General features: G+C 45.6%; 18 protein-coding genes. 9 read left to right on the forward strand and 9 right to left on the reverse strand.

From position 1 onward, the window contains the following. Nucleotides 1-53: 53 nt before the first annotated feature. The 6 genes from MHO32_RS20735 (at nucleotide 54) to MHO32_RS20760 (ending at nucleotide 5350) form a co-directional block, all read left to right on the forward strand. On the forward strand, nucleotides 54-1388 hold the full coding sequence (locus MHO32_RS20735; protein ID WP_239213713.1) for a dihydroorotase: 1335 nt from the start codon (nucleotides 54-56) through the stop codon (nucleotides 1386-1388). 148 nt (nucleotides 1389-1536) lie between these two features. Then, nucleotides 1537-2097 carry a carbonate dehydratase gene (locus tag MHO32_RS20740; protein WP_005426373.1) on the forward strand — a complete coding sequence of 187 codons (561 nt, stop codon included), beginning with the start codon at nucleotides 1537-1539 and terminating at the stop codon, nucleotides 2095-2097. Then, complete coding sequence (locus MHO32_RS20745) at nucleotides 2087-3088, forward strand: CobW family GTP-binding protein (protein ID WP_239213715.1); 1002 nt, start codon at nucleotides 2087-2089, stop codon at nucleotides 3086-3088. Before MHO32_RS20740 ends, MHO32_RS20745 begins: the two co-directional genes overlap by 11 nt. 146 nt (nucleotides 3089-3234) lie before the next feature. After that, nucleotides 3235-3798 (forward strand): HD domain-containing protein, encoded by a 564-nt coding sequence (locus tag MHO32_RS20750; protein WP_239213717.1) that lies wholly within the window; start codon nucleotides 3235-3237, stop codon nucleotides 3796-3798. A gap of 221 nt (nucleotides 3799-4019) precedes the next feature. Further along, complete coding sequence (gene dmeF / locus MHO32_RS20755; RefSeq protein ID WP_005452657.1) at nucleotides 4020-4934, forward strand: CDF family Co(II)/Ni(II) efflux transporter DmeF; 915 nt, start codon at nucleotides 4020-4022, stop codon at nucleotides 4932-4934. Beyond that, nucleotides 4934-5350, forward strand: coding sequence for a MarR family winged helix-turn-helix transcriptional regulator (locus tag MHO32_RS20760; protein ID WP_009697065.1), 417 nt, complete (start codon nucleotides 4934-4936; stop codon nucleotides 5348-5350). Before dmeF ends, MHO32_RS20760 begins: the two co-directional genes overlap by 1 nt. Nucleotides 5351-5426: 76 nt before the next feature. On the opposite strand, the gene MHO32_RS25775 is transcribed toward MHO32_RS20760, so the two are convergent. From MHO32_RS25775 to ugpB, 8 genes are all read right to left on the reverse strand, one after another. After that, on the reverse strand, nucleotides 5427-5555 hold the full coding sequence (locus MHO32_RS25775; protein ID WP_005452653.1) for a hypothetical protein: 129 nt from the start codon (nucleotides 5553-5555) through the stop codon (nucleotides 5427-5429). Continuing rightward, nucleotides 5555-5683, reverse strand: a complete 129-nt coding sequence (locus tag MHO32_RS25780; protein WP_005426337.1) for a hypothetical protein — start codon at nucleotides 5681-5683, stop codon at nucleotides 5555-5557. The genes MHO32_RS25775 and MHO32_RS25780 overlap by 1 nt, the downstream gene beginning before the upstream one ends. 88 nt (nucleotides 5684-5771) lie before the next feature. Next, on the reverse strand, nucleotides 5772-6107 hold the full coding sequence (locus MHO32_RS20765) for a hypothetical protein (protein ID WP_005452650.1): 336 nt from the start codon (nucleotides 6105-6107) through the stop codon (nucleotides 5772-5774). 475 nt (nucleotides 6108-6582) lie between these two features. Continuing rightward, a complete protein-coding gene (locus MHO32_RS20770; protein ID WP_239213719.1) occupies nucleotides 6583-7392 on the reverse strand; it encodes an HAD-IIB family hydrolase in 810 nt (269 codons plus the stop codon). After that, entirely contained in the window at nucleotides 7385-8542 is a 1158-nt protein-coding gene (locus tag MHO32_RS20775; RefSeq protein WP_239213721.1) for a sn-glycerol-3-phosphate import ATP-binding protein UgpC, read from the reverse strand. Before MHO32_RS20775 ends, MHO32_RS20770 begins: the two co-directional genes overlap by 8 nt. After that, nucleotides 8543-9391 (reverse strand): sn-glycerol-3-phosphate ABC transporter permease UgpE, encoded by an 849-nt coding sequence (gene ugpE / locus MHO32_RS20780; RefSeq protein WP_038897840.1) that lies wholly within the window; start codon nucleotides 9389-9391, stop codon nucleotides 8543-8545. Beyond that, a complete protein-coding gene (ugpA, locus tag MHO32_RS20785) occupies nucleotides 9391-10272 on the reverse strand; it encodes a sn-glycerol-3-phosphate ABC transporter permease UgpA (protein WP_005452642.1) in 882 nt (293 codons plus the stop codon). Before ugpA ends, ugpE begins: the two co-directional genes overlap by 1 nt. A gap of 127 nt (nucleotides 10273-10399) precedes the next feature. Beyond that, nucleotides 10400-11707, reverse strand: a complete 1308-nt coding sequence (gene ugpB, locus MHO32_RS20790) for a sn-glycerol-3-phosphate ABC transporter substrate-binding protein UgpB (RefSeq protein ID WP_069218003.1) — start codon at nucleotides 11705-11707, stop codon at nucleotides 10400-10402. Nucleotides 11708-11937: 230 nt separating this feature from the next. Between ugpB and MHO32_RS20795 the strand changes: the two genes are divergently transcribed. The 3 genes from MHO32_RS20795 (at nucleotide 11938) to MHO32_RS20805 (ending at nucleotide 13773) form a co-directional block, all read left to right on the forward strand. Then, on the forward strand, nucleotides 11938-12690 hold the full coding sequence (locus tag MHO32_RS20795) for a glycerophosphoryl diester phosphodiesterase (RefSeq protein ID WP_239213723.1): 753 nt from the start codon (nucleotides 11938-11940) through the stop codon (nucleotides 12688-12690). Then, complete coding sequence (locus MHO32_RS20800) at nucleotides 12683-13435, forward strand: DeoR/GlpR family DNA-binding transcription regulator (protein ID WP_061066617.1); 753 nt, start codon at nucleotides 12683-12685, stop codon at nucleotides 13433-13435. The genes MHO32_RS20795 and MHO32_RS20800 overlap by 8 nt, the downstream gene beginning before the upstream one ends. 119 nt (nucleotides 13436-13554) lie before the next feature. Further along, a complete protein-coding gene (locus MHO32_RS20805) occupies nucleotides 13555-13773 on the forward strand; it encodes a hypothetical protein (RefSeq protein ID WP_009703435.1) in 219 nt (72 codons plus the stop codon). Between the two features lie 64 nt (nucleotides 13774-13837). Here MHO32_RS20805 and MHO32_RS20810 read toward each other — a convergent pair whose 3' ends face one another. Further along, the gene (locus tag MHO32_RS20810) at nucleotides 13838-14263 is read right to left on the reverse strand and encodes a universal stress protein (RefSeq protein WP_005439056.1); all 426 of its coding nucleotides are present in this window, start codon (nucleotides 14261-14263) and stop codon (nucleotides 13838-13840) included. Nucleotides 14264-14290: the final 27 nt, after the last annotated feature.

Here is a 14290-nt window from a genome sequence, read left to right on the forward strand (position 1 = left end):
GACGTTTATCCTTTCCCATTATTAGCATCATCAGCAAGGAGTTCTGAACCGCTATGCCTGCAACACTGATTAAAAACGCCCTTGTCGTCAACGAAGGAACCATTACCGAGACCGATTTAAGAATTGTCGATCAGCGAATTGAAGCTATCTCGACCGATATCGCCTCAAAACCGGAAGACACGGTGATTGATGCTAAAGGGTGTCATCTAATCCCCGGTATGATAGACGACCAAGTACACTTTCGTGAGCCGGGTTTAACGCACAAAGGTTCGATTGCAACAGAATCCCGTGCAGCGGTTGCAGGTGGTATCACAAGCTATATGGAAATGCCGAACGTAAACCCTGCCACGACGACCATCGAAGCGTTAGAAAGCAAATTCTCCATTGCCGAGCAGAGCTCCCTCGCGAACTACTCTTTCTACCTTGGTGCGACCGAAGACAACCTTGAGCAAATCAAACAGCTTGATCCAAAGAGACATTGTGGCGTGAAAGTGTTTATGGGGGCTTCGACGGGGGATTTGTTGGTGGAAGCGCCTCAAGCCTTGGAGGAAATTTTCCGTGATTCACCGGTGCTCATCGTAACGCACTGTGAAAGTGGACCTGTGATTGCGCAAAACAAACAGCGACTACTCAAAGAGAAGTCGGAATTCACCATTGAAGATCATCCGATACTGCGTGATGACGAAGCGTGTTATGCGTCCTCTTCTTATGCGGTAGAACTGGCTAAGAAGTACAACAGTCAGTTGCATGTTCTGCACATCACAACGGCAAAAGAGTTAGCACTGTTTGATGCAGGTCCTATCGAGAACAAAAACATTACTGCTGAAGCTTGCGTTCATCACCTGTGGTTTAGCAATGAAGATTACGCAGAGCGTGGTAACCAAATCAAATGTAACCCAGCGGTGAAACACCCAAAGGACCGTGAGGCTATTCTAAAAGCACTTAATACAGGTCAAATTGACATTATCGCGACAGACCACGCCCCCCACACGTGGGAAGAAAAACAGGTGCCTTACGAACAAGCGCCTGCGGGGTTACCTTTGGTACAGCACGCACTATTGTCTTTATTTGATCAAGTCGCTCGCGGACATATGACGATGGAGCAAGTGGTTCAAAAGACGGCACATAACCCAGCCATCCGCTACGGTATTGAGCAACGTGGCTTTATCCGTGAAGGGTATTTCGCTGATTTGGTGCTGGTGGATACAAAAATGCCGACCTTAGTCACCAATGATAATAGCTTGTACCACTGTGGTTGGTCGCCTTTTGCTGGCCATCAGTTCTCCTCACAAATCAAGAAAACTTGGGTCAACGGTGGGTTGGTGTATGTCGACCAACAAGTCAATGAGCAGGCAGCACATGCTATGCGATTGGTATTTGATCGCTAAGACTCACGTTTTTCAAAAACTTAGATTATTTGAAAGCTCAGTTTATTTTCGAAAGCTTACATTTATCCGCTTTCATCGGGCTTTATTTGTAGAAGTATAGTTGTCGTAACTTGAGTGTCTTTTCGGCACCAAATAAAGAGAATTCAATATGTTAAGAAGAAATCCCACAGGTCACATGCCCGAAGTGTCGGAAACAGCCTTCATCGATCCGACGGCAATCATCTGTGGCAAAGTGATCATTGAAGATAACGTTTTTATTGGTCCTTACGCGGTGATTCGTGCTGATGAGGTGAACGAGCAAGGCGATATGGAAGCCATTGTCATCAAGCGTGATACCAACATTCAAGATGGCGTGGTCATTCACTCAAAGGCAGGCGCTGCCGTGACCATTGGTGAGCGCTCTTCCATTGCACACCGATCAATTATTCATGGTCCGTGTGAAGTTAGCGATGATGTGTTCATTGGTTTTAACTCGGTGGTGTTTAATGCTGTGATTGGGAAGGGTTGTGTTATTCGCCATAACTGTGTGGTAGATGGTCTAGACTTGCCAGAGAATTTCCATGTTCCGCCAATGACGAATATTGGTGCTGACTTTGATTTGAATAGCATCTCGAAAGTGCCACCTGAGTACTCGGCGTTTTCAGAGTCTGTGGTTTCAGCAAACCACGAACTGGTGCAAGGTTACAGGAGAATTGCCAATGAGCTCTGAGAGCCAACCCATACTTGGTGTTCCTACCAACATGATTACGGGGTTTCTTGGTGTAGGAAAGACCTCAGCGATTTTGAATTTAATGGCGAATAAGCCAGAGAACGAGCGCTGGGCGGTATTAGTGAATGAGTTTGGTGAAATCGGCGTTGATGGTAGCTTGGTTCAGGGGCAACAAAGCGAAGAGCAACAAGTGTTTATTCGCGAAGTACCCGGCGGCTGCATGTGCTGCGCGGCGGGGTTGCCAATGCAAATCGCCTTAAATCAACTGCTTAATGAAGCAAAGCCAGACCGTCTGCTGATTGAGCCTACTGGGCTTGGCCACCCGAAAGAAGTGCTGCAAGTGTTGTCGACAGATCATTATCGCCAAGTGCTTTCGCTACAAAAGAACATCACTTTGGTCGACGCGCGTAAGCTTTCGGATGAGCGCTATACACAGCATGACACGTTCAACCAACAAATTGCGATTGCCGATACAGTGGTGGGTAACAAGCTCGATTTGTATCAAGAGGGAGATACCCATAAGCTAGAAGCTTACGTGGCGCAAGTTGGGCGCCCAAATACCAAAGTGGTTTTTGCTCAGCATGGGGTGATTCCGTTTGCTGAATTTGAAGGTGAGACCACCATTCATGAACATCCCCCGCATCACCACCATCATGCGAGTGACAAGCCTTTGGCTTCAGACATGCCAATGCCTGAGAGTGGTATGCTCAAAGCGACCAATTCAGGCGAAGGTTTCCAGAGTGTCGGTTGGCGCTTTTCACCTGAGAAAGTGTTCGATCGCCGCAAGCTGATTCCTCTGTTAGTTGAGCTGGAAGTGGAGCGCATGAAAGCGGTGTTTATTACTGGTGATGGCATTTATGGCTACAACCTAACGCCAGATGGGCTACAGGAAGTGGAGTTGGATGACTGTGCTGAAAGCCGAATTGAACTGATTGCCGACTGCATTGATGAGCACTTTGAAGCCAAACTGCTTTCTTGCGAATTGGCGTGATCTATAGGCTCAGGCATTCTCAATATGAGTGTCTGAGTCTTCTTCTATGTTTCTAATCACTTCCTGTTTTCTCCCTGTCGTTTGTGCTTTTCCGATTCAGCCCGATCCGTTACTCTTCTTGAAAACATTGAAACATGAGCACTGATATGATCGACAAGCTACCTGGCATTCTTACTTTTTTGCGCGAGGCTGAGCAGCTCAAAAGCACCTTACGCACCGCATGGACGTCTTCTGGTCGCCATGAAAGTACTGCTGAGCACACGTGGCGATTATGCTTACTTGCCATGCTGGTAGCAGAACATTATCCACATTTGGATAGCTTGAAAGTGCTAAAACTCTGTGTTGTTCATGACTTGGCAGAAGCGGTCAGCGGTGACATTTCGGCGTTGGAGCAACACGATGGGCTGGGTAAAAGCGCACTAGAACTGGCAGATTTGAAGCAACTCATCGCTCCGTTAGACGCTTCTCTGCAAAAGGATCTGCTGGAGCTATGGTTGGAATACGACAGTGCTACTACCGCAGAAGCTCGACTCACCAAAGCGTTGGATAAATTGGAAACCATTCTGCAGCACACTCAAGGTGATAACCCTGCCGATTTCAATTACGCCTTTAATCTGGAATACGGCAAAAAGCACACGGACTTTGATGATCTGACCAAAGCGCTTCGAGCGATCATCGATGAAGATACCCGTCGATTAGCTGAGCGCTAGTTCTCTCTCAACTTAAAAACATCACTTTCTGCAAAAGCACTTAGGCTTCTCTGGTGAACCTAAGTGCTTTAGCTCGTTTGTGTTTTTTATACTGAGTAAGACTCTTTTTAAAACTTCCCTTTGATCAAATTCCCTTCCTAGGTTGACATTGTTTGATGGTCAAACTAAATTAAAATCAAATAATTTGGTAATCAAACTAAAATTGGAAGGTAAGTGTCGCAATGGCTGTATCGCAACATTCACATGATTTCGTTTCTCACAACCAAAAGGGTGAAAAACGCACGCTCTACGTATTGATCCTAACCGTGACCACCATGGTGGTGGAGATTGCTGCCGGGACCATGTTTGGTTCAATGGCATTGCTCGCAGATGGTTGGCATATGGGTACACACGCAGCGGCATTTTGTATCACCTTGTTTGCTTACCGCTACGCGAAACAAAATGCCCATAATGACCGCTTCTCATTTGGTACGGGTAAGGTGAGTGTGCTCGGTGGTTTTACCAGTGCCATTGCGTTGGGGATTGTGGCATTGATGATGATGGTCGAGTCGATTCATCGTCTCTTCAACCCAGAAAGCATTCAGTTTAACGAAGCCATTATGGTGGCGGTGATTGGTTTAGTGGTGAACCTTGCGAGCATGCTGCTTCTGCAAGATCACCATCATCATGGGCATGACCATCATGATCACCATTCTCACGATCATGAGCACGAACATCATCACGACCACAACCTAACTGCTGCGTACTTCCACGTGTTAGCGGATACGCTGACCTCTCTACTTGCGATTGTCGCGTTGATTGTCGGTAAGTTTTACGGCTGGGTTTGGTTAGATGCCATGATGGGAATTGTTGGTGCCGTTGTGATTGGTAAGTGGACCTTGGGTTTAATGAAACAAACCGCACCAGTCTTGTTGGATGAGAGCATCAACAAGTCATACCGAGATGAGATTACTGAAACACTTACTCCTTATGCCGAGATTGTTGATTTACACATCTGGAAGGTGAGTGGTCATCATTATTCTGCGGCTATCGCGCTTAAAAATCATAGCAACAAAACGCTGGATGAATTTAAGCAATTATTGAGTAAATTTGATAAGATTCACCACCTAACTTTGGAAGTTCAAACGACTGAGTGATGCGCGAATTAGAAAAGCTGAATCAAACGCTTACCGAGTTCTATGACAAAATGTCTTCTTGGGAGCAATCTGTAGTAAAAGGCACGGGTTACTCACTAGCTCAAATCCACACGATTGAAGTACTGGGTGGGCATGGTGCGTTGCGTATGAAAGAACTGGCGGAAAAGCTTGGGATTACGACAGGCACGTTAACGGTTCAAATTGAGAAACTGGTGAAAGCGGAGCTTATTGAGCGCTGTCCGCATCCAGAAGATCGTCGCGCTATCGTAGTAAAGCTTACGCCAGCGGGTGAAGAGATTCACCGTCATCACAATCAGCTGCATTTAGATTTGGTTCAAGACTTAACGCGCAATATCGAACCTGAGCATCAAGCGATCTTGTTTGCTTGCTTACAGAAGATGAATAAAGAGTTCTGATTGCGCTTTTCGTTTCTCAACTCAAATATTGAGTCTCAAACAGCAAAAAAGTAGAGCACCGAAATGCTCTACTTTTTTATAAGCTCGATAGAATTTGTTCGATTGGCAGTTGTGTGAACGCATACGTAATGCCAACACAGAATGCAGCACCTGTAACGCCAATACCGACAGTCGTTGCGAGTAGCAGAAGGGTAATCTTAGGCATCAGAGATTAAACTCCTTCTTAAAGGTTGGGTAAATGACACCATTCGCTTCTTGATAGGATTTAAAGCCATAACCAAACGCAAATGCTGCCACCACAATGGCAAATGCCGCAATGTTTCTTCCTTTCATCCTTAAACTCTCAACTGTTTGTATTGAACAAAGGTAATAAACACTCTGCCAATAGTTTATCTATTGCTTATTTAATTCGGTTATTCAATTACTGGGTAAAACACACGAACAGTACCCATGCTGTTGTTAGCACAAGTAACGGTGTGAACACTTTCTGAATTGAAGCGCCATCGGTTAGGTCATAAATCACGATCGACTCTTTATAGAATGCGCGTTTGAATGAACCAAAGCTGATTTCATTTTTAACGTCAGATTGCTCATAGTGATGACGAGCAGAGTCTGCCATTTGAGACTCTAGATCTTGCATCTCGTATTCTTTGTTAAAAAATGCATCCCACGCCGAAATACGTGCAATAGTTTTTGGCGAACGATTGCCCTTCAGTTTTTCTAGACGTTTAGCGTATGCAGCTTGATATTTATCCACGATGATTTCCTACATGAATAGACTGTAATGCAGAACACAGCTTTAAATGCTCTGCGCAGTGGTTGTAAAAATTTGAAAATGGGAATCAAAAGGGAATTTTTACATCAGTAGGAAAGTTGTCAGATGAAGAAGTACGGCATTTGATTGTTAAAGAGCGTAAGGAATGTCATCCCTTGTGCTGCGGATAATATGGGCTGCTTTTGAATGCGACAAACAAAAATAATTAGTTAGGACAACAATCAATTTTTGTTGCGGATTGCTTCGTTCTGAGCATGGTAAGTAGTAAGAAATGAAAAAACGCCATATATAGCAAGGGATTGAGAGCAAATTAGTAACGAGAGTTTTTTGAGCGTTTTTGGTAGATAACAAAACGATAATTGCGAATGATAAATAGAGATTTTATGTATCAGAGACAAAAATAATGTCCATTCACCGACTTAAGAAAAGCGGAAGGGCGAATGGACATGCTGTTGAATTACAGGCTTTTTGCTTGAATGATCAAGCTTGCCAATTGAGCAAACCCGTAGCCGCCGTTCTCTTGTGTGACATAGTTAGGTTGATGGTTCAGTTTCGCCAATAAAGGGCGAATGTTGTTCACGCCAAAGGTCATTGGCAACCACTCAAACATGCCTTCATCATTGAGCGAATCTCCCACATACGTGATGCGCTCTAAGCTCGGTAATTCGCCGTTATTGAACTGCCTAATGTACGCTTCACCACTTGTACGCTTGTTGTGACTACCGACCCAAGCATTGATGTGAATCGAACTCAATGTTGCATTGACGGGATTAGACTCCACATTCAAATTCATAATATGGTTAAGAATTTCCATTGTCGTGGAAGGGGAAACAGGCGTTCTATCTTGCGCTATGTTCACCGCAACGTCACAGTAGCGAAAACTCTGATCTTGGCTGAACTCGACATTGGGATAGCCTGCCAAAATGCCGGTAATACTTTCTTGTAATGCGCGTTGTTCTTTGCGCATTGCTTCGGCTGGGCGAGCAAAGGTGGTGTGGAATCCTGCCGCGTCTTTTCTCATCCAAAACGCGCCATTTTCACCAATCACCCCATGCAGTGACCACATCTTTGCCATTTGGTCACACCAACCGGCACATGCGCCTGTTACTGCGACCACTTTTACGCCCACACGCTCTAGCTCGGCTATCGCAATGAGTGTTTCAGGTGGCAGCTTGCCTTGCCAAGTCAACGTGTCATCCACGTCGGTTAGCAGCCATTCGATCTGTTTCAGGCTCTTTAACCTGAGCTCTGATAACGGGTTAGGCATTCACCACTCCTTGCTTGTTTACTCTAGGGTTGATTGCTTGTGTTTCGTCACTGATGCCTTGTAGTGATACCGCGGAAGCCAGTGTACTCTCGATACGCTTTTCTGTGTTGGCATCAAATAGATGAACATGTTTTGGCTTTATGTCTAGACCAAGCTTGTCGCCAATTTGAATTGGCGTATGTCCCTCTACACGAACAACAAGCTTTTGTGAGTCACCACCTTCTGTGTGGCAGTAAAGCAACAGATCGGCACCGAGCGATTCAATCAATTCGACTTCTACTTGCAACCATGGGTTATCTTGGCTGATTTGTAAATGCTCTGGACGAAGTCCTAGCTTTATTTCGCCAAGAGCCAAGTTTGTTGTGGAGACAGGAAGCAGCGCGTCACCGATAGTGATGCCGTCAACGCTAACATTGCCATCTAAGATGTTCATGGATGGTGAACCAATAAAGGTCGCGACGAACAAAGATGCAGGGTTGTCGTATATCTCTAGCGGTGTGCCAACTTGTTCGACATTACCTTTGTTCAAAACAACAAGTTTGTCCGCCAGCGTCATTGCTTCAACTTGGTCGTGGGTAACGTAAACCGATGTCGTCCCGAGGCGACGCTGAAGCTTCTTGATTTCCAAACGCATTTGAACACGCAGTTTGGCGTCTAGATTGGACAGTGGCTCGTCAAACAGAAACACCTTTGGTTCACGTACAATTGCGCGCCCCATCGCCACACGTTGACGTTGTCCTCCAGAAAGCTGCCCTGGTTTGCGGTCGAGTAGGTGATCCAACTCCAGCATCTTTGCCGCTTCGTGAACCAATCGTTCGATTTCCGCTTTCGGTGTTCTGCGGTTGCGCAGACCGTAAGCCATGTTGTTGTACACCGTCATGTGTGGGTACAAGGCGTAGTTCTGGAATACCATGGCAATGTCTCGCTCGCCAGGTTCGAGATCGTTGACGGTTGTGGTGTTGATCTTAAGCTCTCCTGAGCTGATTTCCTCTAGCCCTGCAACCATACGAAGTAAGGTGGATTTACCGCAGCCACTCGGGCCAACCAACACGACCATTTCGCCGTCGCAGATATTGAGATTAAGTTTTTGGATCGCCTGATAGCCGTTCGGATAACATTTAGCGATATTAGAAAGAGTTAATGTGGACATTTATTTCTCCGAATCTACCAGACCTTTAACAAAGGCTTTTTGCATTGCAATTACCACAATCACGGGTGGCAACATGGCGATAATGGTGGTGGCCATAATTTTGTTCCATTCGATCACGCCATCAACCACTCCAAGCATCTGCTTAATGCCCATCACGATGGTGTAGTACTGCACGTCTGTGGTGATCAAAAGCGGCCACAAATATTGGTTCCAGCCGTAAATGAAGGTGATGACGAACAGTGCGGCGATGTTGGTGCGAGATAGAGGCAACAAGATATCGAAGAAGAACTTGATTGGTCCTGCGCCATCAATTCGCGCTGCTTCCACCAACTCATTTGGTACCGTTAAGAAGAACTGACGGAACAAGAAAGTAGCCGTTGCACTGGCGATCAATGGAATGGTTAAGCCGTAAAATGAGTTCAGCATGTTGAGGTTCGTAATCACCTCAAATGTCGGCATGATGCGCACTTCTACTGGTAACATAAGTGTGAAGAAGATCATCCAGAACGCCAGCATTCGTCCCGGAAAACGGAAGAACACCACTGCATACGCGGACAGGATGGAAATGCTTAACTTGCCGATGGTAATGCACATTGCCATGATGAATGAGTTCAGCAACATGCTACCAATCGGCAATGTATTGTTGTTGTATTGGGTGTCGTTACTCAACAAGTCAGTGAAAACGCTGAAGCCCAAATCGCCAAACCACAACGGTGTACCAGTAGCGAACGCGCTGTTCTCATGTGTGGTTGCTACGATCGCAATCCAAACGGGAAGCGCAATCGAAATAATGCCAAGAATTAAAATGACATGACAAAACAGATTAAAAAACGGTCTTCTTTCTACCATTAGTACGCCACCTTCTTCTCAACATACTTAAATTGAATCACGGTTAGGGAAGCCACCAAGATCATCAGGATGACGGATTGCGCTGCTGATGAGCCTAAGTCCAGACCAATAAAACCATCGTTATAGACTTTATAAACCAAGGTGGAAGTGCTGTTACTCGGACCGCCTTGTGTCATCGCATGGATGATGGCGAAGGTATCGAAGAACGCGTAAACGAAGTTCACGACCAACAAAAAGAAACTGGTTGGTGAAATCAGCGGGAAGCTAATGGTGATAAAGCGTTTGATTGGACCACTGCCGTCAATGGCCGCGGCTTCGTGCAGAGACTTGGGTACTGATTGAAGCGCCGCAAGGAAGAACAGAAAGTTGTAGCTGATTTGCTTCCATGTCGAGGTGATGATCACCATCCACATAGCATGGGTGCCATTGAGCGTTGGATTCCAGTCTACGCCAAACAGATTCAACAGTTCGGTCATCACACCGATGGTTGGATCGAATAGAAATAGCCATAGTGAACCTGCGACAACCGGAGCCACCGCATAAGGCCAAATCAAGAAAGTGCGATACATGGTCGCGCCACGGATGATTTGCTCGGCAAAAGCGGAAAGGATCAGCGCACTGACCAGAGCAAGCACCGCAACACTGATGCTAAATTGCAGCGTGGTCATTAACGAATCTAGGTAAAGTGGATCATGGAAGAGCGTTTCAAAGTTCTCTAAACCCACAAACTCACGGCTCATACCGAAAGCATCTTCAAGTTGTGAAGATTGGAAAATGGCTTGTCCTGCCGGCCAGATGAAGAACACCAAGGTGATCACCAACTGAGGCGCAATCAGCGCAACCGGAAGCCATTTGTGTTTAAAAACAACAGGTGAGGACATACAAATACCAAAATAAAACAGGCAAGGTGTGTAAACGAATTCCCCACCCATGATGGGCGGGGAGAGTGCATCTCTGAGTACCTACTTGAATAAGACTCGGTGCATCATTGTTCGTTATTAAGGTTCGTTATTTCTGTGTGCGCTCAAAGCGACGTAGCTGCTCGTCACCACGACGAACCGCATTATTTAGTGCTGCTTGTGCTGTTGCTTTTCCTGCCCAAACCGCTTCCAGCTCTTCGTTGATGATGTCGCGAGTTTGCAGGAAGTTACCAAAGCGAATGCCTTTCGAGTTTTCCGTTGGCTTTGTCGATGTCATTTGCAGAACGGCTGTGTCGGTGCCTGGGTTCTTAGTGTAGAAGCCTTGCTCTTTCGTTAGCTCATAAGCCGCTTTAGTGATTGGTAAGTAACCAGTGAATTGATGCCAATCTGCTTGAACTTCAGGGCTTGAAAGGTAAGAGAAAAACTTCGCCACGCCTTTGTATTCTTCGCTTGAGTGACCACGAAGCACCCAAAGAGAGGCTCCTCCGATAATGGTGTTTTGTGGCTTAGATACTAGCTCTGAATCGTATGGTAATTGTGCTACGCCGATATCAATGCCTTTCATGTTCTCTTTGATGCCCGCCAGACCTGCGGAAGAGCCCATGGTCATTGCACACTCTTGGGTGTAAAACAGTGGCATGCCATCAGACTGACGACCACCGTACTTAAAGATGCCTTCTTTCGACCATTTACCCATCTGTTCGATATGATGTACGAACGCTGAGTCATTGAACTTGAATTTTGTGTCTAAGCCAGCAAAGCCGTTGTTGTTATTGGCAACAGGAACGTTGTTACGCGCACCAAAGTTTTCGATTTGAGTCCATGATTGCCAGGTTGTGCTGAAACCACATTTCGCACCAGACGCCAGTAGTTTACGAGACACTTCTTCCATCTCTTTCCACGTCTTAGGTGGATTTGCTACGCCTGCCTTCTTAAACATGTCTTTGTTGTAATAAAGCACAGGTGTGGAGCTGTTGAATGGCAGTGAAAGCATGTTGCCTTCATTGGTGGTGTAGTAACCCGTTACTGCCGCAAGATAATCATCTGGATTAAACGACTCTTTGGTGTCTTTCATCAATTGATAAACGGGATAAATCGCTTTATCTGCCCCCATCATGGTCGCCGTGCCCACTTCGAACACTTGCACGATAGCTGGTTGCTCTTTCGCTCTGAATGCGGCGATTGCACTGGTCATGGTTTCCGCATAGCTGCCTTTGTAAACTGGCTTGATCTCGTATTCTGATTGGCTGGCGTTAAAGTCTGCGGCAATCTCGTTGACCTTTTTACCTAGTGCACCGCCCATTGCGTGCCACCACTCAACCTCTGTTTTTGCTTGTGCTTGCGTGCTGATGAATGCCGCTGCAATTGCAAGTCCGGCGAGGTGTTTAATAGCCATAATGATTCCTTTTCATAGATGATTTGAACAGGTTGATCCCTTGCAGGTTTTCATTTTGATAATGAATCCGCTTCAAAAAATTCAAATGAACATTAAATGAGCCAAATGACGTTCTAGTTACAGAAAAATGAACTTATTTGAGCATTATTTTCGTCACGATTTTGTAATTAAACCGTCATTGAGGGCTGAGATAGTTCATTTGAAAACAAATGAAAAAGACGGAATAAAAAATGACAATAACGGCACACCGTGGCTTATCCAGTTTGGCTCCAGAAAACACCTTATCGGCAATGCAACGCGCTATTGAGTTTGGCTGTGAATGGATTGAAATTGACGTTCAACTCTGCGCAGACAACATCCCTGTGGTTATCCATGACAAAACCGTAAACCGCTGCACAAATGGTCGCGGTAAAGTGAAAGAGCTGACTTGGCACGAGCTAAGGTTACTTGATGCTGGCTTATGGTTCGGTGATGACTTCGCTGGCGAGCATATCCCGAGCTTAGAAGAGACGCTTGAACTCACCGCAAAGGCTGGCGTGAAGCTCAATATTGAATTGAAGATCTACTCAGGCGATGAAATTGATTTGTTGTGTGAAAAGGTGGCACAGGTAATTGAGCGCTTGGATGTGGATACGGACATGATTCTGTTTTCTAGCTTTAATACGGAAGCTTTGGTGACGATGAGAAACTATCTGCCAGAAGTGAGAAGAGGACAGTTGTGGCAAGAGATTCCTGATGATTTTGCTATCGTGCTACAACACATTGATGCTTACAGCGTGCATTGTGATTACCGTTTCCTGACCGAATCGCAGGCTAAGCAAATCAAGCAGTTTGGCTACCAACTATTTTGTTATACACCGAACTTCCCTCAATTAGTTGAAGCGCATTGGTTGTGGGGTGTGGACATGATGATCACAGACACACCACAGAGTTATAAAGTTGAAGCGACTGTAGTCAGACGAGAAGCAGCATTGAATGAATAACCTCAACGTCCGTCAGCAAAGCATCATTGAACTGGTTCATCAGCAAGAATATTGTGCGATAGAAGAACTTGCTCAGCGCTTCGAAGTCACGACGCAAACCATTCGACGTGACATTAATCAGCTTTGCCAATTAGGACTGACCCGACGCCATCATGGTGGTGTCGGATTGCCTGCTACCTTGAGTAATCGCAGCTATGCTTCTCGCCAAGTTACCAATCAACAAGAAAAGCAGATCATTGCAGATGAAGTGGTCAAAGCCATCCCGAACGGCGCGACTTTGTTTTTGGGTATCGGTACTACCATCGCATTGATTGCAGAGCGTTTAGTCCACCACAGTGAGCTTCGCGTGGTGACGAATAACTTCGAAGCGGCGCACATTCTTTCTCATTTTGAGAACATTGAAACTTGGATTCCGGGTGGGCGTATTCGTACCAATGACCGCGATGTAGTAGATGGTGCGGCGGAGCACTTTTTCGCTCAGTTTTCCGCAGATATTGGCATTATCGGTTGCGCAGGTGTAACCGAAATCGCCGAACTTCATTCCGCGCAGATCAATCTTGGTAGCACTAAAGGTGATACTCATGCTTTTGCGATGGAACATGAGTTGCGAGAAGCCAGAGTGAGCCAAGCGATTTTAGCCAACTCAGAACAAAAGTGGCTGGTGGCGAACCGCAGCAAGTGGCAACGAAGAGCCAATACCAAGGTGGCGCCACTCAGTTATTTTGACCGCGTTTTCAGTAACTAAGCTTTTACTTTCCTTGTTTGTCTAGCCCTTAGGAAAATCCGTTACCTATTCAAGTTGGCATGGTGCTTTCTCATCGCGATTCGCTATGCTTAGATAATTGAAATTAAAGAGGTCATGTCATGTTTGAATCGGATAAAACCAAAGTGAAAAACTTGCTTATTGCAACGCGTTTTGGTGTCTCTGCCTCTGAAATGCCGACCATTATTGGTGTGAAGCAAGATAAAGCGCTCAAACTGATTAACGAGCTCAAACAAGAAGGGGAAGACATTCACTCGTTAGGGGAAGGGAATAACCCACAAGAGTTGGTGCTGTATTCGATTGGTGAAATAGAGCCTTAATTGAGCCAACAAGAAACTCAAAAAAGCCGCCCATCGTGGCGGCTTTTGGGATGGTTCATTCACGCTATTCGTGAATTGGTACAACTAGAATATCAACCGGAGACTTGTTGATCAGATGTCTTGAGTAAGAAATGATCTTGCTCCAGAAGTCTTGATGGTGACCACAAATCAGCAGATCAACTTCTTGTTCTTTGATAGTCACTTCCAGTTTGTCCGCTAAATCACCAGTGCCTACGAAGAAGTGCTTCAATGGTTGCTCCATGTAATCGCTAAAGGACTTCAAGCACTCCATTGAATGTTCATTCAACGGTCTTTGGTCTGGGTTTGCTTTAATATCGACAAGCTCACGATAAATTTCGCCATGAGTACCATCGATATGAATAAAAGAAATCTCGGCACCGAGATAACTCGCCATAGATACCGCTCGGTCAATCAACACAGTACTCTCATCAGACAGTTCCAGTGCGACTAGGATATGTTTGTATTTCATAACCACGCCCTCTTGTGGAATACACTA

This window comes from Vibrio sp. MMH1-50 (assembly GCF_022347645.1).
GTDB lineage: Bacteria > Pseudomonadota > Gammaproteobacteria > Enterobacterales > Vibrionaceae > Vibrio > Vibrio harveyi.

Bases quoted from the DNA above. Each gene is read 5' to 3' on its own strand.
- MHO32_RS20810 (WP_005439056.1), bottom strand. From the start codon at position 14,263: ATGAAATACAAACATATCCTAGTCGCACTGGAACTGTCTGATGAGAGT.
- MHO32_RS20800 (WP_061066617.1), top strand. From the start codon at position 12,683: ATGAATAACCTCAACGTCCGTCAGCAAAGCATCATTGAACTGGTTCAT.
- MHO32_RS20760 (WP_009697065.1), top strand. From the start codon at position 4,934: ATGCGCGAATTAGAAAAGCTGAATCAAACGCTTACCGAGTTCTATGAC.
- MHO32_RS20770 (WP_239213719.1), bottom strand. From the start codon at position 7,392: ATGCCTAACCCGTTATCAGAGCTCAGGTTAAAGAGCCTGAAACAGATC.
- MHO32_RS20740 (WP_005426373.1), top strand. From the start codon at position 1,537: ATGTTAAGAAGAAATCCCACAGGTCACATGCCCGAAGTGTCGGAAACA.
- MHO32_RS20750 (WP_239213717.1), top strand. From the start codon at position 3,235: ATGATCGACAAGCTACCTGGCATTCTTACTTTTTTGCGCGAGGCTGAG.
- ugpE (WP_038897840.1), bottom strand. From the start codon at position 9,391: ATGGTAGAAAGAAGACCGTTTTTTAATCTGTTTTGTCATGTCATTTTA.
- MHO32_RS25775 (WP_005452653.1), bottom strand. From the start codon at position 5,555: ATGCCTAAGATTACCCTTCTGCTACTCGCAACGACTGTCGGTATTGGC.
- dmeF (WP_005452657.1), top strand. From the start codon at position 4,020: ATGGCTGTATCGCAACATTCACATGATTTCGTTTCTCACAACCAAAAG.
- ugpB (WP_069218003.1), bottom strand. From the start codon at position 11,707: ATGGCTATTAAACACCTCGCCGGACTTGCAATTGCAGCGGCATTCATC.
- MHO32_RS20745 (WP_239213715.1), top strand. From the start codon at position 2,087: ATGAGCTCTGAGAGCCAACCCATACTTGGTGTTCCTACCAACATGATT.
- MHO32_RS20805 (WP_009703435.1), top strand. From the start codon at position 13,555: ATGTTTGAATCGGATAAAACCAAAGTGAAAAACTTGCTTATTGCAACG.
- ugpA (WP_005452642.1), bottom strand. From the start codon at position 10,272: ATGTCCTCACCTGTTGTTTTTAAACACAAATGGCTTCCGGTTGCGCTG.
- MHO32_RS25780 (WP_005426337.1), bottom strand. From the start codon at position 5,683: ATGAAAGGAAGAAACATTGCGGCATTTGCCATTGTGGTGGCAGCATTT.
- MHO32_RS20735 (WP_239213713.1), top strand. From the start codon at position 54: ATGCCTGCAACACTGATTAAAAACGCCCTTGTCGTCAACGAAGGAACC.
- MHO32_RS20795 (WP_239213723.1), top strand. From the start codon at position 11,938: ATGACAATAACGGCACACCGTGGCTTATCCAGTTTGGCTCCAGAAAAC.
- MHO32_RS20775 (WP_239213721.1), bottom strand. From the start codon at position 8,542: ATGTCCACATTAACTCTTTCTAATATCGCTAAATGTTATCCGAACGGC.